The sequence below is a fragment of the Streptomyces sp. NPDC000345 genome, assembly GCF_042898825.1.
Lineage (GTDB): Bacteria > Actinomycetota > Actinomycetes > Streptomycetales > Streptomycetaceae > Streptomyces.
The window spans coordinates 212,515-234,234 of record NZ_JBIAZE010000008.1; the positions used below are offsets into that span (position 1 = coordinate 212,515).

Sequence of the window (21,720 nt, forward strand, 5' to 3'; positions counted from 1 at the left end):
GGCTCATGACAGTTCATGATCCAGTCAAGGGCGCCTCGAAGACAGCAAAACGCCGGTGGTATCACCCGATCGGGGCACACCACCGGCGTCCTGAGGGACCGTCAGCCCACGAGGTTGTCGGCCAGCTCTTCGCTGAGATTGGCCTCCGTGCCCGGAATGCCGAGGTCTGCGGCGCGCTTGTCGGCCATCGCCAGCAGGCGGCGGATCCGGCCGGCGACCGCGTCCTTGGTCAGCGGCGGGTCGGCGAGCGCGCCCAGCTCCTCCAGGGAGGCCTGCTTGTGCTCCATGCGCAGCCGGCCGGCCGCCGCGAGATGCTCGGGCACCTCGTCGCCGAGGATCTCCAGGGCGCGCTGGACGCGGGCCCCGGCGGCCACGGCCGCGCGGGCGGAGCGGCGCAGGTTGGCGTCGTCGAAGTTGGCGAGCCGGTTCGCCGTGGCGCGCACCTCGCGGCGCATCCGGCGCTCCTCCCAGGCCAGCACCGACTCGTGCGCGCCGAGGCGGGTGAGCAGGGCGCCGATCGCGTCGCCGTCGCGGACGACGACCCGGTCGACCCCGCGCACCTCGCGGGCCTTCGCGGCGATCGACAGCCGACGCGCGGCACCGACCAGCGCGAGCGCGGCCTCGGGACCGGGGCAGGTCACCTCCAGGGAGGAGGAACGGCCGGGCTCGGTGAGCGAGCCGTGCGCCAGGAAGGCTCCGCGCCAGGCCGCCTCGGCGTCACAGGTCGCACCGGAGACCACCTGCGGGGGAAGCCCCCGGATCGGACGTCCCCGGCCGTCGACCAGGCCGGTCTGGCGGGCCAGCTGGTCACCGCCGGCGACCACTCGGACGACGTAACGCGAGCCGCGGCGCAGACCGCCGGGGGCCATCACGATCAGTTCCGAGCTGTGGCCGAAGATCTCCAAAATGTCCCGCTTGAGCCGGCGGGCCGCCATCGCCGTGTCCAGCTCCGCCTCGATCACGATGCGGCCGCTCACCAGGTGGAGGCCGCCGGCGAACCGCAGGATGGCGGAGACCTCCGCCTTTCTGCAGCAGGTCCGGGTGACGGGGAGCCGGGAGATCTCGTCCTTCACCGCTGCCGTCATCGCCATGGGCCGATCCTTCCATGCATCCGAAAAATACGGTCGTACGCGGCGGCGAGGAGCTCCGGGTCGTGCCGGGGCGTTCCGTCGGTCCGGGCCACCGTCGCCAGCTCGACAGCGGCCCCGAACCGGGTGGCGGCGTCGGTCAGGGAGTCGCGGTCGGGCACGGCGGCCTCGTCGGCCAGCACCACGTCCAGGGCGAGTTTAGGGGCGTGTCGTCCCAAAACCTCCAAATGACGCTGCGGGGAGAAGCCCTCGGTTTCTCCCGGCTGCGGCGCGAGGTTCAGCGAGAGTACCCGGCGCGCCTTGGTCTCCATGAGGGCGTCCAGCAGTTCGGGCACGAGGAGGTGCGGGATGACCGAGGAGAACCAGGAGCCAGGGCCGAGGACCACCCAGTCCGCGTCCAGGACCGCCGCCACCGCCTCGGGGACCGCCGGCGGGTCGTGCGGCACGAGGTGCACGGACTGCACCTCGCCGGGCGTGAGGGCCACGGTCGCCTGCCCGCGCACGGTGCCGACGTCCTCCGGCCGCCGCGGGTCGTGCCCCTTGACCAGGGCCTGCAGCTCCAGCGGTACGGCGGACATGGGCAGCACACGCCCGTGCGCGCCCAGCAGCCTGCCCACCAGGTCCAGGGCCTGGACGTGGTCGCCGAGCTGCTCCCAGAGCGCGACGATCAGCAGATTGCCGACCGCGTGCCCGTTGATCTCGCCCTGCGACTGGAACCGGTGCTGGATGACCCGGGCCCAGGTCTGGCCCCAGTCGTCGTCACCGCACAGTGCGGCCAGCGCCTTGCGCAGGTCGCCGGGCGGCAGCACGCCCAGCTCGTCCCGCAGCCGTCCGCTGGAGCCGCCGTCGTCGGCCACCGTCACGACGGCGGTGAGGTCGCCGGTGATCCGGCGCAGTGCGGCGAGCGAGGCGGACAGGCCCATGCCGCCGCCGAGGGCGACGACCTTGGGCTGGGCACCGCGCCGGCGCGGCCTGGCGCCCCGTGCCTCCACCGGCCGGCTCACCCGCCCCTCGGGCGTCACCCTGCGCAGCCGGCTCAGCCGCGGAGTACGTCCTGTCATTCCCGTCCCATGTCCCGGTGCACGACCACCGTCTCCACGCCCTCGGCCGCGAGACGCGCGGCGAGCTTCTCCGACATCGCGACAGAACGGTGCTTGCCGCCCGTACAGCCGACCGCGATGGTCACATAGCGCTTGCCCTCCCGGCGGTAGCCCGCGGCAACCAGCTGGAGGAGCTCCGCGTACCGGTCGAGGAACTCCTTCGCGCCGGGCTGGTTGAGGACGTACGCCGCGACCTCCTCGTTGAGGCCGGTGTAGGGGCGCAGCTCCGGGACCCAGTGCGGGTTGGGCAGGAAGCGCATGTCCACGACCAGGTCGGCGTCGACCGGGAGGCCGTACTTGAAGCCGAAGGACATGACGGTCGCCCGCAGCTCGGGCTCCTCCTCCCCGGCGAACTGGGCGTCCATCTTGGCGCGCAACTCGTGCACGTTGAGGCTGGAGGTGTCGATCACCAGGTCGGCGTCGCCGCGCAGCTCGCGCAGCAGCTCGCGCTCGGCGTCGATGCCGTCGACGATCCGGCCGTCGCCCTGCAGCGGGTGCGGGCGGCGCACCGACTCGAAGCGCCGCACCAGGGCGTCGTCGGAGGACTCCAGGAAGACGATCCGCCGGGTGACGTTCTTCGACTCCAGGTCGGCGAGGGACTCGCGGAGGTTGTCGAAGAAGCGGCGGCCGCGGACGTCGACGACGACAGCGATCCGCGCGACGTTGCCCTGGGAGCGGGCGCCCAGCTCCACCATGGTGGGGATCAGGGCGGGCGGGAGGTTGTCGACCACGAACCAGCCGAGGTCCTCCAGACACTTGGCGGCCGTCGAGCGGCCGGCCCCGGACATGCCGGAGATGATCACCAGCTCGGGGATGGCCGCCTCGGGGATCCCGGGCGGCGTGCTGTCCGTACTCACCTGTGCTCCGTCTTCGTGGCGTGCGTCGTCTTCGTGCGGCGCCGCGACCTGCGCCTGATCTCGCTCGTCCGTGGGATGTGCGTCGTGCTCGTGCTCGGTCATGTCTCCTGCCCCCGTCGTTCTTCCGGGGCGCCCGCTGTCACGGGATCTCCGGGGGAACCCGCCGTCGTCACGGGTTCCTCGTCTTCAATGATCTCTCCGGTCGCCGTGTTCACGGCGGGGGCCGGCGGAGCCGCCTGGGCGAGCGCCGCGGCGATGGTCTCCGCGGTCTTGCGGCCTATGCCCGGGACCTCGCAGATCTGGTCGATCGTCGCGGCTCGCAGCTTCCTCACCGAGCCGAAGTGCTTGATCAGCGCCTGCTTGCGGGTCTCGCCGAGGCCCGGCACGTCGTCCAGGGGGCCGGCGCGGAAGCGCTTGGCCCGCTTGGTGCGCTGGTAGGTGATCGCGAAGCGGTGGGCCTCGTCGCGGACGCGCTGGAGGAGGTAGAGGCCCTCGCTGGTGCGGGGCAGGACGACCGGGTCGTCGTCCTGCGGCAGCCAGACCTCCTCCAGTCGCTTGGCGAGACCGCAGACGGCGATGTCGTCGATCCCGAGCTCGTCGAGGGCCCGCCGGGCGGCCGCGACCTGGGGCTGCCCGCCGTCGACGACGACGAGCTGGGGCGGGTAGGCGAAGCGCTTGGGGCGGCCCTCGTCGTCCTTGAGGCTGTGGGCGAGGGGGGCTTGCGAGCCGTCGGTCGGGGAACCGCCGGCAGCGAGGGCGGTTCCGTCGGTGAGCGTGATGCCGTCGGTGAGGGTGTTCTCGCCGTCGGCCCACTCGCCCGTGCGCTCCTTCTCGGCGAGGTAGCGCCGGAAGCGGCGGGTGATCACCTCGTGCATGGAGCGGACGTCGTCCTGGCCCTGGAAGCCCTTGATCTGGAAGCGGCGGTACTCGCTCTTGCGCGCCAGACCGTCCTCGAAGACGACCATGGAGGCCACCACGTCGTCGCCCTGCAGGTGCGAGATGTCGTAGCACTCGATCCGCAGGGGGGCGCTGTCCAGGTCGAGGGCCTCGGCGATCTCTTCCAGGGCACGCGAGCGCGTGGTCAGGTCGGAGGCGCGCTTGGTCTTGTGCAGGACGAGCGCCTGCTGGGCGTTGCGCTCCACGGTCTCCATCAGGGCCCGCTTGTCGCCGCGCTGCGGGACGCGCAGCGAGACGCCCGAGCCGCGGCGCCCGGTGAGCCACTCCTGGACGGGCTCGACCGGGTCGGGCAGGGCGGGGACGAGCACCTCCTTGGGGACGGCGTCGCCGGTCTCCTCGCCGTACAGCTGCTGCAGGGCGTGCTCGACGAGGGCGCCGGTGGTGATCTCCTCGACCTTGTCGGTGACCCAGCCGCGCTGGCCCCGCACGCGTCCGCCGCGGACATGGAAGATCTGGACGGCCGCCTCCAGCTCGTCCTCGGCGACCGCGATCAGGTCGGCGTCGGTGGCGTCCGCGAGCACGACCGCGTTCTTCTCCATGGCCTTCTTCAGTGCCTCGATGTCGTCGCGCAGGCGGGCGGCCCGCTCGTACTCCATCTCCTCGGCCGCCTCCGTCATCTGCTTCTCCAGACGGCGGAGGTGGGTGCCGGTGCGGCCGGCCATGAAGTCGCAGAACTCGTCGGCCAGTTCCCAGTGGTCGTCGGCGGAGATCCGGCCGACGCAGGGCGCGGAGCACTTGCCGATGTAACCGAGCAGGCACGGCCGGCCGGTGCGGGCGGCGTTCTTGAAGACGCCGGCGGAGCAGGTGCGCACGGGGAACACGCGCAGAAGCAGGTCGACCGTGTCCCGGATCGCCCACGCGTGCGCGTACGGCCCGAAGTACCTGACGCCCTTCTTCTTGTGGCCGCGCATCACCTGCACGCGCGGGAACTCCTCGTTCATCGTCACCGCGAGGTACGGGTAGCTCTTGTCGTCGCGGTACTTCACGTTGAACCGGGGGTCGTACTCCTTGATCCAGGAGTACTCCAGCTGCAGCGCCTCGACCTCGGTGGACACGACCGTCCACTCCACGGACGCGGCCGTGGTGACCATCGACCGGGTGCGCGGGTGCAGGGCAGCCAGGTCCTGGAAGTAGTTCGCCAGGCGCTGGCGCAGGCTCTTCGCCTTTCCGACGTAGATCACCCGGCGGTGCTCGTCGCGGAACCTGTACACCCCAGGAGAGTCCGGGATCTGTCCCGGCTTGGGGCGGTAGCTGGAGGGGTCGGCCATGTCTCACACCCTACTGGCGCGGGGTGACACTCCGACGGGCCTGTGGACAACCACGGGCCTCCCGACGGGCCTGTGGACAACTCCGGCGCCCGGTGTGACTCCGGACACCGTCCGCCCGGCGGGCTCCGGCCCGGCGGCCGGTCCCCGGGGGTGAGCCTCACGGACCGGCCAACCGCATGTGCCACTCGGGCATCAGGTGTTGTCGGGACTTGGTCAACACGCTTCAATGCGGGGGAACTCGGGGCCCTGAGGGACGCCTTACGGATGTGAAGGAGCCCCCCGGCGTCAGCGGGGAAGCCCCGAAACCTCATGCGACGGTCCGACCAGCCGTCGCGAGCATTCACAGAAAGGCCTCTGCATGCCGCACGCCACACAGCACGCGGACGCCGCCGACGGCGTCGTCGCCGCGCACCTGGACACGGTCCTGCGAGGCGGCCCGTTCCACGTCGCGCTGCGCGCCGCGATCGCCGCCCGTGGACTGCCCCTGCAGCGTGTCCAGCATCATCTGTCGCGTCACGGGGTCAAAGTCGGCGTCACAAGCCTGAGTTACTGGCAGCAGGGCGCCCGGCGCCCGCAGCGCCCCGAGTCGCTGCGGGCCGTCCGCGCACTGGAGGAGATCCTGCGCCTGCCGGACGAGTCACTGATCCGGCTGCTGGAGGACACCGACGGACGGGACGGCACCGCCTCCGCGGCCGGGCAGCCCTCCGGGCGGTCCTACCGCTCCTTCCTGGAGGCCTCCGACGTCCTTGAACGGCTGCACGCCGAACTGGAGTGCCCTCTCGACGGCGGACTGCACACCCTGGGCCACCACGAGCGGGTCCGCATCGGGGCGCGCCGCGAGCTGCTGAGCCGCGAGTCGCAGCACATCGTGCGCGCCCACCGGGACGGCGTCGACCGCTTCGTGGCCGTCCACCAGGGGGATCCCGGCTGCGCGCCCGAGCGGATGACCGTGCACGCCCTCGAGAACTGCCGCGCCGGCCGGGTCCGCCGCCACCACGACACCGGCGTCGTGGTCGCCGAGCTCCTCTTCGACACCCGGCTGCGGGCCGGCGACACCTTCCTCTTCCGCTACGCCGTCGAGGACGGCACCGCCGACGCCTCCCGCGAGTACGTCCGTGGCTTCGGGGCGGCGGGCGGCCAGTACGCCCTGCAGATCCGGTTCGACGAGCAGGCGCTGCCCCTGCGCTGTCACCGGTTCACCCAGCACTCGGCGGCGGCGCCGCGCGGCGGTCGTCAGGAGCTGCCGCTCAGCTTCCGCCACCGCTCGGTCCACCTCGTGGAGCCGCGCGTGCGCTCGGGAATGGTGGGCATCGGCTGGGACTGGGAGTGAACCGGGAGTGAGCGGGAGGGCCACCGGAGGGGATGCGGCGCCGCGAGGACGTAAACGCTTGCGCAATCGTTTACGCGCGCCCTGAAATGAGATAACTTCCCATCCGTAGGGCTCGGGCGGCGGGGGCGGCGTACCGGAATTCCGCCACACCCGCAGGGCCTGGGAGGGAGACGCGATGCCGACCATGGCCGACGTCGCACGGCGCGCGGGCGTGTCCGTGGCGACCGTCTCGCACGTGCTGAACGACACCCGCCCGGTGCTCCCGCACACCCGTCAGGCCGTCCTGGACGCCATCGACGCGCTCGGCTACACGCCCAACACCCTGGCCCGCTCCCTGGTGACCTCCCGCACCCGCTCCATCGGCCTCGCGGTGTCGGCGATCAGCAACCCGTACTTCACGGAGATCCTCCAGGGCGTCGAGACCGCCGCCCTGGAGGCTGGTTACAGCCTGCTGATCGCCGATCCGCACGACGACCCCGAGCACGAACGCAAGGTCGTCCAGCTCCTGCACGAGCGCCGCGTGGACGGCATGATCGTCGCCCCGTCCGCCGACCCGCGCGGGCTCCTCACCTACCTCACCCGGCACACCGTCCCCACCGTGTTCCTCGACCGGCTCGTCGACGCCCCGGGGACCATCGCGGTGGAGGGCTCGGCGGACGGCTCCCCCCGCTTCGACCAGGTCTGCGCCGAGAACACCCAACCGACGGCCCGGCTGGTCACCCATCTCGCCGAGCTCGGCCACCGCCGCATCGGCCTGGTCGCGGGCCTGCCCGGCCTCAGCACCACCGCCGAACGCATCACCGGCTACCGGCACGGCCTGGCCGCCGCCGGGCTCCCCCACGACGAGCGCCTCGTGGCACACGGCGACTCCGCGTCGGCCGGAGCCGAACGGGCCACCGCCGCGCTGCTGGCCCTGTCCGCCCCACCCACCGCCCTCGTCACCGCCAACAACGCGATGACCATCGGCGCCCTGCGCGCCCTGCGCGACCGTGGCCTGTCCGTGCCCGGCGACATCGCCCTGTGCTGTTTCGACGACTTCGCGTGGGCGGATCTGTTCGCGCCCCGGCTCACCGCGATCGCCCAGCCCAGCAGGGAGATCGGCGCCCAGGCCGTGCGGGTGCTCCTCGAACGCCTGGCCGCTCCCGACCGCCCGGCCCGGACGGTACGGCTGCCCTGCGCGTTCGTGCACCGCACGTCGTGCGGCTGCGCGGATCCGTCCGTTCCGCCGATGGGGGCGACTCCGTCCGTGGGGGTGACTCCGTCCGTGGGGGCGACTCCGTCCGTGGGCGCCTCGCAGAGCGGGCGGGGCCGGCAGCCCGCGCCGTCCGAGCAGCCTCAGTGGCCCGAGCGGCCCGCGCCGTCCGAGCAGCCCCAGCACGCCGAGCCGCCCGCACCGTCCGCCCGGCCCGAGCCTTCCGAGCGGGCCCAGCGGTCGGAGCACACCAGGCAGTCCGACCAGCAGCCCCAGCAGTCCGCAGCGTCCCCGAAAGGAACCGCCCCGTGATCGTCGTCGCCGGTGAGGCTTTGATCGACCTGGTACCGCAGGGCACGGGTGCCCTGGCGGGTCTGCGGCCGGCGCTGGGCGGCGGGCCGTTCAACACCGCCGTCGCCCTCGGCCGCCTCGGCTCCCCCGCCGCCTTCTGCTCCCGCGTCTCGTACGACGCGTTCGGGGACGCGCTGCTCGGCAGGCTGCGGGAGTCGGGCGTGGACGTGTCGGCGGTGCAGCGCGGCACCGAGCCGACCACCCTCGCGGTCGCCACCGTCGACGGGAACGGCTCCGCCGCCTACTCGTTCTACGTCGAGGGCACCGCCGACCGCCTGTTCACCGCCCCGGCCGGCCTTCCCGCGGGGACGCGCGCGGTGTCCTTCGGCACCTGCTCGCTGGTCCTGGAGCCGGGCGCGAGCGCCTACGAGGAGCTGCTGCGGACCGCGTCGGGGCAGGGCGTGTTCACCGCGCTGGACCCGAACATCCGGCCCGGGCTGATCCCCGACGCCGATGCCTACCGGGCCCGGTTCAAGAGCTGGCTGCCCTCGGTGGACCTGTTGAAGCTCTCGGAGGAGGACGCGCTGTGGCTGGGCGGCACCCCGCACGAGTGGCTGTCCGCCGGTCCCTCGGCCGTCGTGATCACGCACGGCGCCGACGGGCTGAGCGTCATCACCCGGGACGGGTCCGTGCACGCCGTGCCGGGCGAGCGGGTCGACGTCGTGGACACCATAGGCGCCGGTGACACCGTGAACGCGGCCCTGCTGCACGGCCTCTCGGTGCGGGACGCCCTGTCCCCGGCGGCCCTCGCCGGGCTGGGCGCGGACGGCTGGCGGGAGTTGCTGGGGTTCGCGGCGCGCGCGGCGGCGATCACCTGCTCGCGGGCGGGGGCGGAACCGCCGTACGCCTCGGAACTGGGTGAGGACTAGGGGGTATTTCGAAAGGCGCCGCGGGTGCTGTGCGGGACTTTCGAAACACCCCCTGGACGGCCGTCAGCGGTCTTGCGGCAGACGGACGGTGCCCCACGGGATTTCCCCGTGGGGCACCGTACTGCTCGGGTCCGCTCGGCTCCGCGAAGGGGCGTCTCAGGCCTTGCGGGTCCGCGTGGTCTTCGCGGGTGCCGCCTTCTTGGTCACCGCGGCCGCCTTCTTGGTGGCGGTGTTGTTGGCGGTGCTCGTCCTGGCCGTCGCCGTCTTCCGCGCCGTCGAGGCGGCCGCGACCGCCTTCTTGGCCGCGGCCTTGCGCGGGGCCTTCACCGGCGCCGCGTCGCTGACGCGGTCGGCGCCGAGGATCTCGCGCAGGAACTTGCCGGTGTGGCTGGCCGGTACCCCGGCGACCTCCTCCGGCGTGCCCTCGGCGACGACGAGGCCGCCGCCGGCGCCGCCCTCGGGGCCCATGTCGACGATCCAGTCGGCGGTCTTGATCACGTCGAGGTTGTGCTCGATGACGATGACCGTGTTGCCCTTCTCGACCAGGCCGGAGAGGACCTTCAGCAGCTTGCTGATGTCCTCGAAGTGAAGGCCCGTGGTCGGCTCGTCCAGCACGTAGACCGTGCGGCCGGTGGAGCGGCGCTGGAGCTCGCTGGCGAGCTTCACTCGCTGAGCCTCACCGCCGGAGAGGGTCGTGGCGGACTGGCCGAGCCGGACGTAGCCGAGGCCGACGTCCTTCAGGGTGTTGAGGTGGCGGGCGATCGCCGGGACGGCCTCGAAGAACTCCGTCGCCTCCTCGATCGGCATGTTCAGCACGTCGGCGATGGACTTGCCCTTGTAGTGGACCTCCAGGGTCTCCCGGTTGTACCGGGCGCCGTGGCAGACCTCGCACGGGACGTACACGTCCGGGAGGAAGTTCATCTCGATCTTGATCGTGCCGTCACCGGCGCAGTTCTCGCAGCGGCCGCCCTTGACGTTGAAGGAGAAGCGGCCCGGCTGGTAGCCGCGGACCTTCGCCTCGGTGGTCTCGGCGAACAGCTTGCGGACGTGGTCGAAGACGCCCGTGTAGGTGGCCGGGTTGGAGCGGGGGGTACGGCCGATGGGCGACTGGTCGACGTGTACGACCTTGTCGACGAGGTCGTCGCCGTCCACGCGCGTGTGCCGCCCCGGTACGTTTCTCGCGCCGTTGAGCTCACGGGCCAGGTGGGTGTACAGGATGTCGTTGACCAGCGTGGACTTGCCGGAGCCGGAGACGCCGGTGACCGCGGTGAACACACCCAGCGGGAAGGACACGTCGATGTCCTGCAGGTTGTTCTCGCGGGCGCCGTGCACGGTGAGCTGCCGGGAGGGGTCGCGGGGGCGCCGGATGTCCGGCACCGGGATGGACTTCTTGCCGGCCAGGTACTGACCGGTCTGCGACTCGGCGTTGGCGAGCAGCTCCTTCAGGGAGCCGCTGTGCACGACCTTGCCGCCGTGCTCGCCGGCGCCGGGGCCGATGTCGACGACCCAGTCGGCGACCTTGATGGTGTCCTCGTCGTGCTCGACGACGATGAGCGTGTTGCCCATGTCGCGCAGCCGGACCAGGGTCTCGATCAGCCGGTGGTTGTCGCGCTGGTGCAGGCCGATGGACGGCTCGTCGAGGACGTAGAGCACGCCGACGAGGCCGGAGCCGATCTGGGTGGCCAGGCGGATGCGCTGGGCCTCGCCGCCGGAGAGCGTGCCGGCCGCGCGGTTGAGCGAGAGGTAGTCGAGGCCGACGTCGACCAGGAAGCGCAGCCGCTCGTTGACCTCCTTCAGGACGCGCTCGGCGATCTTCTTGTCGCGGGCGTTGAGCTTCAGCTCGCCCAGGAAGTCGGCGCAGTCGCTGATGGACATGCCGGAGACCTCGGCGATGGACTTGTCCATGATCGTGACCGCGAGGACGATCGGCTTCAGGCGCGTGCCCTCACAGGTGGGGCACGGCACCTCGCGCATGTAGCCCTCGAACCGCTCGCGGCTGGCGTCGCTCTCGGCCTCGCTGTGCCGGCGCTTGACGAACGGCACGGCGCCCTCGAAGGGCGTGGTGTACACGCGCTCGCGGCCGTAGCGGTTGCGGTAGCGGACCTCGATCTGCGTCTTGTGGCCGTGGAGCAGCGCCTTCCTGGCGCGCTGCGGCAGTCCCGCGAAGGGGATGTCGGTACGGAAGCCCAGCGCGTCCGCGAGGGCGCCGGTCAGGCGGCCGAAGTAGTCCTTGGTGTGGCCGTGCGACCAAGGGTGGATGGCTCCCTCGTCGAGGGACTTGTCCTCGTCGGGGACGATCAGCTCGGGGTCGACCTCCATGCGCGTGCCGATGCCGGTGCACTCGGGGCAGGCGCCGAAGGGCGAGTTGAAGGAGAAGGAGCGGGGCTCCAGCTCCTCGAAGGACAGGTCGTCGTAGGGGCAGTACAGGTGCTCCGAGAACATGCGCTCGCGCTCGGGGTCGTCCTCGGGGAGATCCACGAAGTCGAGCACGACCATGCCGCCGGACAGGCCGAGGGCGGTCTCCACGGAGTCGGTGAGGCGGCGCTTGGCGGAGTCCTTCACCGTGAGGCGGTCGACGACCACCTCGATGGTGTGCTTCTCCTGCTTCTTCAGCGTGGGCGGGCTGGACAGCTGGATCGTCTCGCCGTCCACGCGCGCGCGGGAGTAGCCCTTGGTCTGGAGGTCGGCGAACAGGTCGACGAACTCGCCCTTGCGCTCGCGCACCAGCGGCGAGAGCACCTGGAAGCGGCTCCCCTCGGGCAGCTCGAGGACCCGGTCGACGATGGCCTGCGGCGACTGGCGCGAGATCGGGCGGCCGCACTCGGGACAGTGCGGCTTGCCGATGCGCGCGAAGAGCAGACGCAGGTAGTCGTAGACCTCGGTGATGGTGCCGACCGTCGACCGCGGGTTGCGGGAGGTCGACTTCTGGTCGATGGAGACGGCGGGCGACAGACCCTCGATGAAGTCGACGTCCGGCTTGTCCATCTGGCCGAGGAACTGGCGGGCGTACGACGAGAGCGACTCCACATAGCGCCGCTGCCCCTCGGCGAAGATGGTGTCGAAGGCCAGCGAGGACTTGCCCGACCCCGACAGGCCCGTGAAGACGATGAGCGAGTCGCGCGGCAGGTCGAGCGAGACATTCTTCAGGTTGTGCTCGCGCGCGCCACGGACGATGAGACGGTCGGCCACGCCGGTCCGCACCTTTCTTGAGAGAAGTGACAGGGGCGGGGCCCCCGTCTTTCTCAGACTAGGGGGAGCCACTGACAACGCCGGTCGGATTCACCGGTTGACAACAATCCCCGGCCATCCAGCATGCCCGACGTCGCCATCGACCATATAGCACGTGCATTCGATTTCGGGCCACGCTGCGGCACCTTCACCCGAAGGAGTGGCGCGGCTAAGGTCAGCAGCATGATTGATCACGCTCATGACCTGGTGTCTGTACATGACGCGACCGAGCGGCTGCTCAGCGCAGTCGGCAAAATGGACAACGCGGCGGTGAGAGAGCCGTCACGCCTGCCCGGCTGGAGCCGCGGTCACGTCCTCGCCCACCTCGCCCGCAACGCGGACGCCCTGGTGAACGTCCTGGAGGGCCGGCCCATGTACGCCGACGCCTCCGTCCGGGACGCCGACATCGAGCGGGACGCCCCGCGTCCCCTGGAGGTCCAGCTCACGGACCTCGGGGAGAGCGCGGCCCGCTTCCAGGACACCGGGGCGGCGCCCGCCGACTGGTCGCGCACGGTGGAGCTGCGCAACGGCGTGACGGACGTCGCCGCGCGGGTGCCCTTCCGGCGCTGGGTGGAGGTCGAGCTCCACCACGTGGACCTCGGGATCGGCTACGAGCTGGAGGACCTGCCGGCGGACTTCGTCGCGCGGGAGACCGACTTCCTCGCGGAGCGGTTCGCGGGACACCCCGACGTGCCGCCGACCCGCCTGACCGACGGCACACGCGCGTGGCGCACCGGGCGGGAGGCGGACGGCCCGGAGGTGACCGTCACGGGGTCCCCCGCCGACCTGCTGGGCTGGCTGGCCGGGCGCCGCGCCGGAACCGGCCTGAGCGTGGCCGGCGGGACGCTCCCGGCCCTGCCCCCGCTATAGGCTGCCGCCATGACGTACAGCGGAGAGGTGACGGTCGGCGGCCCGGCGGACGTGCACGAGCTCAAGGACCTGATGATCACCAAGATCGCGGTCGGCCCGATGAACAACAACGCCTATCTGCTGCGCTGCCGGGCCACGGACGAGCAACTGCTGATCGACGCGGCGAACGACGCGCAGGCGCTGCTCGGGACGATCGGCGACGACGGCATCGCGTCCGTCGTCACCACGCATCAGCACGGCGACCACTGGCAGGCGCTCGCCGAGGTCGTGGCGGCCACGCGTGCGCGTACGTACGCGGGCCGGGAGGACGCCGGGGGCATCCCGGTGCCGACCGACGTCCTGGTCGACGACGGCGATGTCATCAGGGTGGGGAACGTGGAACTCACCGCGCGGCATCTGGTCGGGCACACGCCGGGCTCGATCGCGCTCGTCTACGACGACCCGCACGGGCATCCCCACGTCTTCACGGGAGACTGTCTCTTCCCCGGCGGTGTCGGCAACACCCGCAAGGACCCCGAGGCGTTCGCCAGCCTGATCCACGACGTCGAGACGAAGCTCTTCGACGTGCTGCCCGACGAGACCTGGGTGTACCCGGGGCACGGCAACGACACCACGCTGGGCGCAGAGCGGCCCCACCTCGCGGAGTGGCGCGCACGAGGCTGGTAGTCGTCCGACGACGACCGCCCCCGTTTCGAAACCGAAGCGGGCGCGGTCGCGCGTTCAGGCCCGTCGGCGCTCGGGGAGCGTCATGCCCCACGGACGGTGGCGTCCAGAACTCCCTCACCGACGCCGGCAGCGCCGGCGGCAATGTTGGTGCTGCTGAGCGTGGTAGTGACTTTCCGTGATCTCCAGCGGGTTGCCCCCGGTCCCGCTGCTCTTGCGTCAGCTCGTGGTGCCCGCGTAGTTGCGCAGGACGTTCAGAGCCCTGTCGAAGGCCGAGTCCCTCTTCTTGTCGAACTCCTCCTTGGTGAAGACCGGCTCCGTGAGGTGCGGCGGAATGCCCGTGCCGTCGAAGGTCCTGCCCGACCGGGTCAGGAATTCCTCGTTCGGCAGCCAGGCCGACATGCCGTTGGGGAGCTTGCGCGGCATGACGTCCCAGAAGACGCCCTGTGTGGGCTGCCCGATCCGGACCGTCTTGCCGGGCCGGTCCATGAGGGCCTGGGTGAAGGTCTCTCCCGCGCTGACGGTCGAGCCGCCGGTCAGCACGGCGACCGGCCCGGTGTATCGGGGGCCTTGGGCGGGCGTGACGTACGCGGGCTGGGGGCGAGTGTGCCGGGTGGGGTCTGCGGGGTCGTTGCGGGCCCGCTTGGAGTAGGCGAGGTAGGGGGTGTCGGTGAGGCGCTCGGCGACGTGGATTCCCAGGGCGTCGGAGCCGCCGCCATTGATCCGCAGGTCGATGATCAGGCCGGTCAGGCGCTGGGTGCGCTCCTGGCTGAGGACCGTATCCAGCGCCCTGTCGAGCTCGGCCAGCTGGGCGGCACAGGGGGCTCCATCGCCCGCGTATCCGCCGAAGCCGGAGATCCGCACATAGCCCTGCCCGCCGGGGAGGTCGGCGTAGGTGATCCGTCCGTTGGCGAAGTCCTGGAGGTTCCGGGCGTCCTGGAGGTTGTGCGCCACGATGAACTTCTTGACCTTGGTGTCCAACTCCTGGGTGGGCAGGACGGTGCCGGGGCGAGCCTGCGCGAAGACGCGGTCGCCGTCCTGAACGGCGACGTGGGAGTCGTAGAGCGGCTTGACCATCTCGCTGAATACGGCGTAGAGCTCGTCCCTGGTCGTCTTCGCGTGCACCTCGGGCCGGTATTGGTCGCGTACGGCGTGCCAGTCGATGCCCTTGGCGGAAAAGAAGGGGTAGTTCTCCTCGAAGGACTGCCAGAAGACGTCAAAGGCAGCGAGCGGCCCCTTGGGAGCCGGACGCGTGCAGGCGTCGGGCAACTCCGGGATCCGGCGCAGGTTCCGGTCGCCGACGGAGCCGTCCACCCGCATGGACCCGCGGTCGCGGCCTCCTCGGGTGCGCACCGTGAGGACAGTGCCGTCGGGCGTGGTGTAGGTGCCGGGGCCGGTCCGCTGCGCGGAGTCGCCCTTGAGGCAGCTGACGGCGGTGGTCTGGTACTCCTGGAAAGTTCCGTTCCGGATCAACAGCACTGTTCCGTAGCCGTCCATGCGCCAGATTCCGTCGGTGGTCGGCTGGTGGGCGGTGGCGGCCGGCGCTGCTTGGCCGACGAGGGCCAGTGCGACGGCGGTGACAGTGACGATGCGCACGATCTTGCCTTCTCTGTAGGCGACTTGCTCGGGACAGCCCCACGCTTGCCGACACAGCGTTCTCCCGGCCATCCGGCTGTCCGGTTGATCGGGGGTGGGGCCAGCCCCCACCCGCCCCACCCATTACCCGCAGTACTCGGGGGTCATCGCGGCCGGCCCGCTGCTGGGCTTGTCCATGGCCACCAGCAGGATGCTGCCGCACAGCGCGTGGCCGAACTCCTCCCAGGTCTCGCCAACGGCCTCCCACCACACGTTCTTGATGTGGCCATCGGCCACGCCATGCGCGTCCAGGGCTGGCCGAGGCGAGCCTGGCCTGCTTGCCGAGGGAGCCGCTGTTTCCCCGGCGGTGTCGGCAACACCCGCAACCTCACACGGGGCGCGCGGTGCTGTACGCGCGCCCCGTGTGAATTCCGCGCACGCGTCGGTGCCCCACGCGCGCTCCCCGCACACGTGGTTGCGCGGTCAACTGGTTGCAGCCCCGCGCGGGATGACGGCTCCGGCGCGGAATGGGCCGCCGGTCTTCGATCCCCGCCCTCGACCGGCGGCCCGGGCAAGCCGTCCCTCCGCTGTTCACGAGAACGCAACACCCGTTCCCAGCATGCGGACAAACGCCCATGTGACCTGGACAGACGTGGATTTGGCTGCCAATCTCCCGCCATGCACCTCGCCCCTCGTGTTCTGCGCCGCGCCGTCGCCGGCGCCACCGTCGCCCTTCTCGCGACCGCGGTCGGCTGCGCTCCGCAGCCCGAGGCCGACGCGTCCGCCACGTCCTCCGGCTCGACCGGAACGACCTGCGCCAAGGGCGAGTTGGCAACCAAGACCGCGGGCAAGCTGACGATCGCCACCGACGAACCCGCGTACGAGCCCTGGTTCAAGGACGACAAGCCGTCCAACGGCGAGGGCTTCGAGTCGGCGGTGGCCTACGCCGTGGCGCAGCGGCTCGGGTACGGCAAGAGCGCGGTCGTCTGGCAGAGCGTGCCGTTCAACAAGGCCTTCGCGCCGGGTGAGAAGACCTTCGACTTCGACATCAACCAGGTGTCCATCAGCGACGAGCGCAAGAAGGCCGTGGACTTCTCGTCCGGCTACTACGACGTGCGCCAGGCCGTCATCGCGCTGAAGGGCACCAAGGCCGCGCAGGCGACCGGCATCGGGGACCTCAGGGGCCTCAAACTGGGCGCCCAGGTCGGCACGACCAGCCTCGACTACATCGACGACGTGGTGAAGCCGACCCGGGAAGCCGCCGTCTACGCCAAGAACGACCAGGCGAAGTCCGCGCTGAAGAACGGTCAGGTCGACGCGATCGTCACCGACCTGCCGACCGCGTTCTACATCACGGCCGCCGAGGTCACCGACGCGAAGATCGTCGGCCAGTTCGAGAACCAGGGCGGTACGCCGGAGCAGTTCGGGCTCGTGCTCGACAAGGGCAGCACGCTCACCTCCTGCGTGACGGACGCCGTGGACGCCCTCCGCAAGGACGGCACCCTGGCGAAGATCGAGCAGCGGTGGCTCTCCGACGCCGTCGACGCCCCGGTGCTCAAGTGACGGTCACGAAGGAGGAGTCCGGCCAGGAGGACGCGGACGACAAGGGCGACATGACCGGGGACGGCAGCGGTGACGCCTACGTCCCGTCGCAGCGGCGGCTGGAGCGCGAGCGCCACCAGCGCACGCGTGCCCGCCGCGCCACGGCGATCGCCGCGCTGTCCACCCTGGTCACCGCCGTCGTCCTCTACCTGGTCGTCGTCAGCGCCCCCGGCTGGCCGCGCACCAAGGAGACGTTCTTCAACGGGCAGTACGCACGCGAGGCGTTCCCCAAGGTCCTGGACGGGCTCTGGCTGAACCTCCGGCTGCTGCTGGTCTGCGGCGTAGCCGTGCTGGTGCTCGGCATGCTCATCGCCGTGGCCCGCACCCTGCGCGGCCCCGTCTTCTTCCCGCTGCGGGTGCTCGCGGCGGCGTACACGGACTTCTTCCGCGGACTGCCGCTGATCATCACCCTGATGATCGTGGTCCTGGGCGTCCCGGCGCTGCGTCTGCAGGGCGTGACGGTCGACCCGGTGCTGCTCGGCGGTACGGCGCTGACGCTGACCTACTCGGCGTACGTCGCCGAGGTGTTCCGCGCCGGCATCGAGTCCGTGCACCCCTCCCAGCGGGCCGCGGCCCGCTCCCTGGGGCTGTCCAACCGGCAGGCGCTGCGCTACGTGGTGCTCCCCCAGGCGGTGCGCCGCCAGGTGCCGCCCCTGCTGAACGACCTGGTGTCGCTGCAGAAGGACACCGGTCTCGTGTCGATCGGTGGCGCCGTCGACGCCGTACGCGCGGCGGACATCATCGTGGGCCGCAGCCTCAACTACACGCCGTACATCGTGGCGGGGCTGGTGTTCGTCGCCCTGACCATTCCGATGACCCGCTTCACGGACTGGGTGACGGCCCGGATGGACCGTCAGCGGGCCCAGGGAGGAACGACATGAGCGACGTCCCGGTGCTGCGGATGCAGTCGGTCCGCAAGACCTTCGGCCACTCGGTCGTCCTGCGGGACGTCGACCTGGAGGTCGCCCCGCACACGGTGACCGCGCTGATCGGCGCCTCCGGCTCCGGCAAGTCCACGCTGCTGCGCTGCGCCAACCTCCTGGAGGACGTCGACGACGGCGCGATCTGGCTGGACGGCGAGGAGATCACCGACCCGCGTGCCGACCAGGACGCGATACGGCGCCGTATCGGCGTGGTGTTCCAGGCGTACAACCTGTTCCCGCACATGACGGTGCTGGAGAACATCACGCTCGCCCCGCGCCGTGTGCACGGCGTCGCGCGCGCGGAGGCCGAGGAACAGGCCAGGGGGCTGCTGGAGCGGCTCGGGCTGGGCGCCAAGGCGGGCGAGTACCCCGACCGGCTCAGCGGCGGCCAGCAGCAGCGCGTGGCCATCGCGCGGGCCCTCGCCGTACGTCCCCGGCTGCTGCTGCTCGACGAGGTCACCGCGGCCCTGGACCCGGAACTGGTCGGCGAGGTCCTGAACGTGGTGCGCGATCTGAAGGGCGACGGCATGACCATGGTGCTGGCCACGCACGAGATGGGCTTCGCCCGCGAGGTCGCCGACCAGGTCTGCTTCCTGGACGCGGGCGTGGTGCTGGAGCGCGGCACGGCCGAGCAGGTCTTCGGTGATCCGCAGCAGGAGCGCACGCAGCGGTTCCTGCGGCGGATCGTGGAGGCGGGCCGCCTGTAAGGGGCGTACGCCTGGAGGCCGGTGCTTACGCGTCCGCCTGTCCCGCCCCGGCGAGCGCGGCGACGCGCTCCACCCCGAACACGTACCCCTGCACCCCGCACCCCGCGATGACACCGTCGGCGCGCAGGGAGACGTACGAGTGGTGACGGAACGTCTCCCGCTTGTGGATGTTGGAGATGTGGACCTCCAGCACCGGCAGGCCGTCGCAGGTGTTGAGCGCGTCCAGGATCGCGACCGAGGTGTGCGAGTAGGCGCCCGGGTTGATCACGATGCCGCAGTGGCCGAGGCGGGCCTCGTGGATCCAGTCGACGAGTTGTCCCTCGTGGTTGGACTGCCGGAAGTCCACCGTGCCGCCGTGCGCCGCCGCCGCCTTCGCGCACATCGCCTCGACGTCGGCGAGCGTGTCGGACCCGTAGATCTCCGGCTGGCGCTGACCCAGGAGGTTCAGGTTGGGGCCGTTCAGGATCATGATCGGGGCTTGGGCGAGGGTGCGGGGCACGGTTCCTCCGGTCCGTTCGGGGGCGGTCCGCCGGGGACCGCTGCTCGGACCCGGTCTATCACGGTGGAAGGGCGCGGCGAGAGGCCGTGTCCGTCACCGGCCGTCCGCCCCCGTCACCCCCGCGCGCCCCCGTAACCGGCCGTCACCGTGGGTAGTTGACCCGACATGCACGATGTACGCACCGTAAGGGCGCCCTCCCTGCCACGGCTCGCCGCCGCCTCGCTCGCGGGGACGGCCATCGAGTTCTACGACTTCTTCGTCTACGGGACCGCGGCCGCGCTGGTCCTGGGGCCGCTGTTCTTCCCGACCTTCTCGCCGCTGGCCGGGACGCTGGCCGCGTTCGGGACGTTCGGTGTGGGCTTCGTGGCGCGCCCGCTCGGGTCGGTGCTGTTCGGACATGTCGGGGACCGGCACGGCCGGCGTCCGGTCCTCGTCGGCTCGCTGCTGCTGACCGGGGCGTCGACGGTCGCGGTCGGGTGCCTGCCGGTGTTCGACAGCATCGGCGTGGCCGCTCCCCTGCTGCTGCTCGTGCTGCGCTTTCTGCAGGGGCTCGGGCTCGGCGGGGAGTGGGGTGGCGCGGTGCTGCTCACGGCGGAACACGCGCCTGCCGAGCGGCGCGGGCTCTGGTCGAGCTTCCCGCAGGTCGGGCCCGCGATCGGGTTCCTTTTCGCCAACGGGGTGGTCCTGGTGCTGTCGGCGACGCTGACGGAGGCGCAGTTCGCCCGGTGGGGGTGGCGGGTGCCGTTCTGGGCGGCCGGGGCGCTGGCCGTGCTCGGGCTGTGGCTGAGGTCGTCACTCCCGGAGAGCCCGCGGTTCCTGGAGATCGGCGAGCACGCGCGTGTACCGCTCGCGGAAGTGGTGCGCGACCACTGGCGACTGGTCCTGCTGACCGCCGGCGGGCTCGCCGTCGGATACGCGATCTTCTATGCCGTGACGACCTGGTCCCTGGCCTACGCCACCGAGCGGCTGGGGGTGAGCCGGACGGTCATGCTGGCCTGCATCATGGCCGCGGTGGTGGTGAAGGGCGCGCTGACACCTGTGGCGGCGATGCTCGGGGACCGTTTCGGACGGCGGACGCTGTGTCTGGCGGGGTGCGCGGCGGCCGCGCTGTGGATGCTGCCGATGGTCGCGCTGCTGGCGACCGGGGCTCCCCTGCCGATGTTCCTGGGCTTCCTGGGAGCGCTGGCCGCGTTCGTCACGATGTTCGGGGTGATCGCGGCCTACCTGCCCGAACTGTACGAGCCGAGGGTGCGCTGCACGGGCGCGGCCGTCGGCTACAACCTCGGCGGTGTCCTCGGGGGCGCCTTGACGCCGATCGTGGCGACGGCGCTGGCGGAGCACTCGGGGCGGGTCCCTTGGGGCGTGGGCGCGTATCTCACCGCGATCGCCCTGCTCAGCCTCGGCTGCTTCGCGCTGCTGCCGGAGACACGGCCGGTGCCGGTGGCGGCCGTGCGGCCCGTCCTGGACTGACCGCCGACGGGAGGGGCCGGCCGCCGTCGGCAGGGTGCTGCGCCGTCGGTCATGGGTTGACCGCCAGTTCCAGATAGGCGGCGAACAGCACGAGGTGCACGCCGCCCTGAAGGGGGGGTGGCCCGTCCCGGCACCACCGTCAGGGAACTGACCACGACGGTCAGTGCGAGCAGGTGTAGGTGGCGCCCAGGCCGAGGACGAGCGGGCCGGAGAGCCAGACGGAGGCGAGGGCGACGGCGGGGATCGTCAGTCCGATGCTGGCCACGGCGGAGCCGCGCGCGAGGTTGAGGCTGGTCTGTACGCGGTCCCGGCGGGCGGAGCGCAGTGCGGCGATGGTCTCGGGAAGCAGCACGAGCAGGGCGATGACCACGCCGACGACGGCTTGGTGCAGGCCGGCCGCCTCCACCCCGGACTCGATCGTGGGTGAGACGCCCTTCGCGAGACCGACCCCTGCGATCAGGGCGAGGGCCGAGGAGCCCCAGACTGATCAGGGCGGTTCGCAAGGACGGTGCGCTCGCGTGGTCGGCGGCGGTGATCACTTCTCCCTGCCGGGTGACCGGCAGGAAGTAGTCGCGGTGTCTGACGGTCTGGGTCGCCACGAACAGTCCGTACAGGATCAGTGAGGACAGCGCGGCGAAGGTGAGCTGGACGGTGGAGAACTCCGGGCCCGGTTTGCTGGTCGTGAAGGTCGGCAGGACCAGACTGAGCGTGGCCAGGGTCGCGACGGTGGCCAGGGCCGCGCCGGTGCCCTCGGCGTTGAAGACGGCCGTGCCGTGGCGCAGGGAGGCGGCGGCCAGCAGGCACAGGCCCACGATGCCGTTGCGGGTGATCATCACGGCCGCGAAGACCGTGTCCCTCGCCAGAGCCGCGCTCTTGTCGCCGCCGTCCACCATCAGGGTCGCGATCAGGGCGACCTCGTGATCGTCACGGCGATCGCGAGGACGAGGGAGCCGAAGGGCTCACCGACCCGGTGGGCGACGACCTCGGCGTGGTGCACGGCGGCCAGCACGGCTCCGGCGAGGACCACGGTCACCAGCGCGACGACCGCCGCGGGCAGGTCGCGGCCCCAGGTCAGGGCCAGGAGCACGACTGCGAGCACCGACACGAGGGACGTCCACCGGGTGGTGAGCGACCTGAGCCGAGCGATCACGCAGCGATCGTCGCAGAGCTG

General features: G+C 71.5%; 16 protein-coding genes and 2 pseudogenes. 9 read left to right on the top strand and 9 right to left on the bottom strand.

What is annotated here, in order from left to right; all coding sequences use genetic code 11:
* Nucleotides 1-101: 101 nt before the first annotated feature.
* Genes whiA through uvrC form a run of 4 tightly spaced genes read right to left on the bottom strand, consistent with a single transcriptional unit; the run spans nt 102 to nt 5,270 of the window.
* Complete coding sequence (gene whiA / locus ACFY30_RS21040) at nt 102-1,091, bottom strand: DNA-binding protein WhiA (protein WP_351217830.1); 990 nt, start codon at nt 1,089-1,091, stop codon at nt 102-104.
* Nucleotides 1,082-2,149 (bottom strand): uridine diphosphate-N-acetylglucosamine-binding protein YvcK, encoded by a 1,068-nt coding sequence (gene yvcK, locus ACFY30_RS21045; protein ID WP_390846691.1) that lies wholly within the window; start codon nt 2,147-2,149, stop codon nt 1,082-1,084. Before yvcK ends, whiA begins: the two co-directional genes overlap by 10 nt.
* Nucleotides 2,146-3,147, bottom strand: coding sequence for an RNase adapter RapZ (gene rapZ / locus ACFY30_RS21050; RefSeq protein ID WP_390846692.1), 1,002 nt, complete (start codon nt 3,145-3,147; stop codon nt 2,146-2,148). Before rapZ ends, yvcK begins: the two co-directional genes overlap by 4 nt.
* Nucleotides 3,144-5,270 carry an excinuclease ABC subunit UvrC gene (gene uvrC / locus ACFY30_RS21055; protein ID WP_390846693.1) on the bottom strand — a complete coding sequence of 709 codons (2,127 nt, stop codon included), beginning with the start codon at nt 5,268-5,270 and terminating at the stop codon, nt 3,144-3,146. The genes rapZ and uvrC overlap by 4 nt, the downstream gene beginning before the upstream one ends.
* A 358-nt stretch (nt 5,271-5,628) precedes the next feature.
* Here uvrC and ACFY30_RS21060 point away from each other — a divergent pair, with 358 nt between their 5' ends.
* The 3 genes and pseudogenes from ACFY30_RS21060 (at nt 5,629) to ACFY30_RS21070 (ending at nt 9,012) form a co-directional block, all read left to right on the top strand.
* Nucleotides 5,629-6,600, top strand: a complete 972-nt coding sequence (locus ACFY30_RS21060) for a hypothetical protein (RefSeq protein ID WP_390846694.1) — start codon at nt 5,629-5,631, stop codon at nt 6,598-6,600.
* Nucleotides 6,601-6,775: 175 nt separating this feature from the next.
* Nucleotides 6,776-7,840, top strand: a pseudogene (locus ACFY30_RS21065) (LacI family DNA-binding transcriptional regulator); the annotation flags it as partial.
* Nucleotides 7,841-8,100: 260 nt separating this feature from the next.
* Nucleotides 8,101-9,012, top strand: coding sequence for a carbohydrate kinase (locus ACFY30_RS21070; RefSeq protein ID WP_390846695.1), 912 nt, complete (start codon nt 8,101-8,103; stop codon nt 9,010-9,012).
* 156 nt (nt 9,013-9,168) lie between these two features.
* Here the strand turns inward: ACFY30_RS21070 and uvrA are convergent, their stop codons facing one another.
* On the bottom strand, nt 9,169-12,201 hold the full coding sequence (gene uvrA, locus ACFY30_RS21075; protein WP_390846696.1) for an excinuclease ABC subunit UvrA: 3,033 nt from the start codon (nt 12,199-12,201) through the stop codon (nt 9,169-9,171).
* Nucleotides 12,202-12,423: 222 nt separating this feature from the next.
* On the opposite strand from uvrA, the gene ACFY30_RS21080 reads away from it, so the two are divergent.
* Together ACFY30_RS21080 and ACFY30_RS21085 are read left to right on the top strand one after the other, a co-directional pair.
* Nucleotides 12,424-13,110: a maleylpyruvate isomerase family mycothiol-dependent enzyme gene (locus tag ACFY30_RS21080; protein WP_390846697.1), complete on the top strand. Its 687-nt coding sequence runs from the start codon at nt 12,424-12,426 to the stop codon at nt 13,108-13,110.
* Nucleotides 13,111-13,119: 9 nt separating this feature from the next.
* A complete protein-coding gene (locus tag ACFY30_RS21085; protein WP_390846698.1) occupies nt 13,120-13,776 on the top strand; it encodes an MBL fold metallo-hydrolase in 657 nt (218 codons plus the stop codon).
* Nucleotides 13,777-13,992: 216 nt separating this feature from the next.
* Here the strand turns inward: ACFY30_RS21085 and ACFY30_RS21090 are convergent, their stop codons facing one another.
* Both ACFY30_RS21090 and ACFY30_RS21095 read right to left on the bottom strand, forming a co-directional pair.
* Complete coding sequence (locus tag ACFY30_RS21090) at nt 13,993-15,369, bottom strand: S41 family peptidase (RefSeq protein ID WP_390846699.1); 1,377 nt, start codon at nt 15,367-15,369, stop codon at nt 13,993-13,995.
* Between the two features lie 123 nt (nt 15,370-15,492).
* Nucleotides 15,493-15,645 (bottom strand): hypothetical protein, encoded by a 153-nt coding sequence (locus ACFY30_RS21095; protein WP_390846700.1) that lies wholly within the window; start codon nt 15,643-15,645, stop codon nt 15,493-15,495.
* Nucleotides 15,646-16,026: 381 nt separating this feature from the next.
* Here ACFY30_RS21095 and ACFY30_RS21100 point away from each other — a divergent pair, with 381 nt between their 5' ends.
* Genes ACFY30_RS21100 through ACFY30_RS21110 form a run of 3 tightly spaced genes read left to right on the top strand, consistent with a single transcriptional unit; the run spans nt 16,027 to nt 18,580 of the window.
* Nucleotides 16,027-16,911, top strand: coding sequence for an ABC transporter substrate-binding protein (locus ACFY30_RS21100; RefSeq protein WP_390846701.1), 885 nt, complete (start codon nt 16,027-16,029; stop codon nt 16,909-16,911).
* Nucleotides 16,908-17,831, top strand: a complete 924-nt coding sequence (locus ACFY30_RS21105; protein WP_390846702.1) for an amino acid ABC transporter permease — start codon at nt 16,908-16,910, stop codon at nt 17,829-17,831. The genes ACFY30_RS21100 and ACFY30_RS21105 overlap by 4 nt, the downstream gene beginning before the upstream one ends.
* Complete coding sequence (locus tag ACFY30_RS21110) at nt 17,828-18,580, top strand: amino acid ABC transporter ATP-binding protein (RefSeq protein ID WP_390846703.1); 753 nt, start codon at nt 17,828-17,830, stop codon at nt 18,578-18,580. Before ACFY30_RS21105 ends, ACFY30_RS21110 begins: the two co-directional genes overlap by 4 nt.
* 25 nt (nt 18,581-18,605) lie before the next feature.
* Here ACFY30_RS21110 and aroQ read toward each other — a convergent pair whose 3' ends face one another.
* The gene (gene aroQ, locus ACFY30_RS21115) at nt 18,606-19,079 is read right to left on the bottom strand and encodes a type II 3-dehydroquinate dehydratase (RefSeq protein WP_390655974.1); all 474 of its coding nucleotides are present in this window, start codon (nt 19,077-19,079) and stop codon (nt 18,606-18,608) included.
* A gap of 165 nt (nt 19,080-19,244) precedes the next feature.
* On the opposite strand from aroQ, the gene ACFY30_RS21120 reads away from it, so the two are divergent.
* The gene (locus ACFY30_RS21120; protein WP_390846704.1) at nt 19,245-20,549 is read left to right on the top strand and encodes an MFS transporter; all 1,305 of its coding nucleotides are present in this window, start codon (nt 19,245-19,247) and stop codon (nt 20,547-20,549) included.
* A gap of 49 nt (nt 20,550-20,598) precedes the next feature.
* On the opposite strand, the pseudogene ACFY30_RS21125 reads toward ACFY30_RS21120, so the two are convergent.
* Nucleotides 20,599-21,699 (bottom strand): annotated as a pseudogene (locus ACFY30_RS21125) (calcium:proton antiporter).
* Nucleotides 21,700-21,720: the final 21 nt, after the last annotated feature.

Excerpts from the sequence above, each read along its gene's own strand:
- ACFY30_RS21085 (WP_390846698.1), top strand. The coding sequence starts at position 13,120 with ATGACGTACAGCGGAGAGGTGACGGTCGGCGGCCCGGCGGACGTGCAC.
- uvrC (WP_390846693.1), bottom strand. The coding sequence starts at position 5,270 with ATGGCCGACCCCTCCAGCTACCGCCCCAAGCCGGGACAGATCCCGGAC.
- ACFY30_RS21080 (WP_390846697.1), top strand. The coding sequence starts at position 12,424 with ATGATTGATCACGCTCATGACCTGGTGTCTGTACATGACGCGACCGAG.
- ACFY30_RS21110 (WP_390846703.1), top strand. The coding sequence starts at position 17,828 with ATGAGCGACGTCCCGGTGCTGCGGATGCAGTCGGTCCGCAAGACCTTC.
- yvcK (WP_390846691.1), bottom strand. The coding sequence starts at position 2,149 with ATGACAGGACGTACTCCGCGGCTGAGCCGGCTGCGCAGGGTGACGCCC.
- rapZ (WP_390846692.1), bottom strand. The coding sequence starts at position 3,147 with ATGACCGAGCACGAGCACGACGCACATCCCACGGACGAGCGAGATCAG.
- whiA (WP_351217830.1), bottom strand. The coding sequence starts at position 1,091 with ATGGCGATGACGGCAGCGGTGAAGGACGAGATCTCCCGGCTCCCCGTC.
- ACFY30_RS21060 (WP_390846694.1), top strand. The coding sequence starts at position 5,629 with ATGCCGCACGCCACACAGCACGCGGACGCCGCCGACGGCGTCGTCGCC.
- ACFY30_RS21100 (WP_390846701.1), top strand. The coding sequence starts at position 16,027 with ATGCACCTCGCCCCTCGTGTTCTGCGCCGCGCCGTCGCCGGCGCCACC.
- ACFY30_RS21120 (WP_390846704.1), top strand. The coding sequence starts at position 19,245 with ATGCACGATGTACGCACCGTAAGGGCGCCCTCCCTGCCACGGCTCGCC.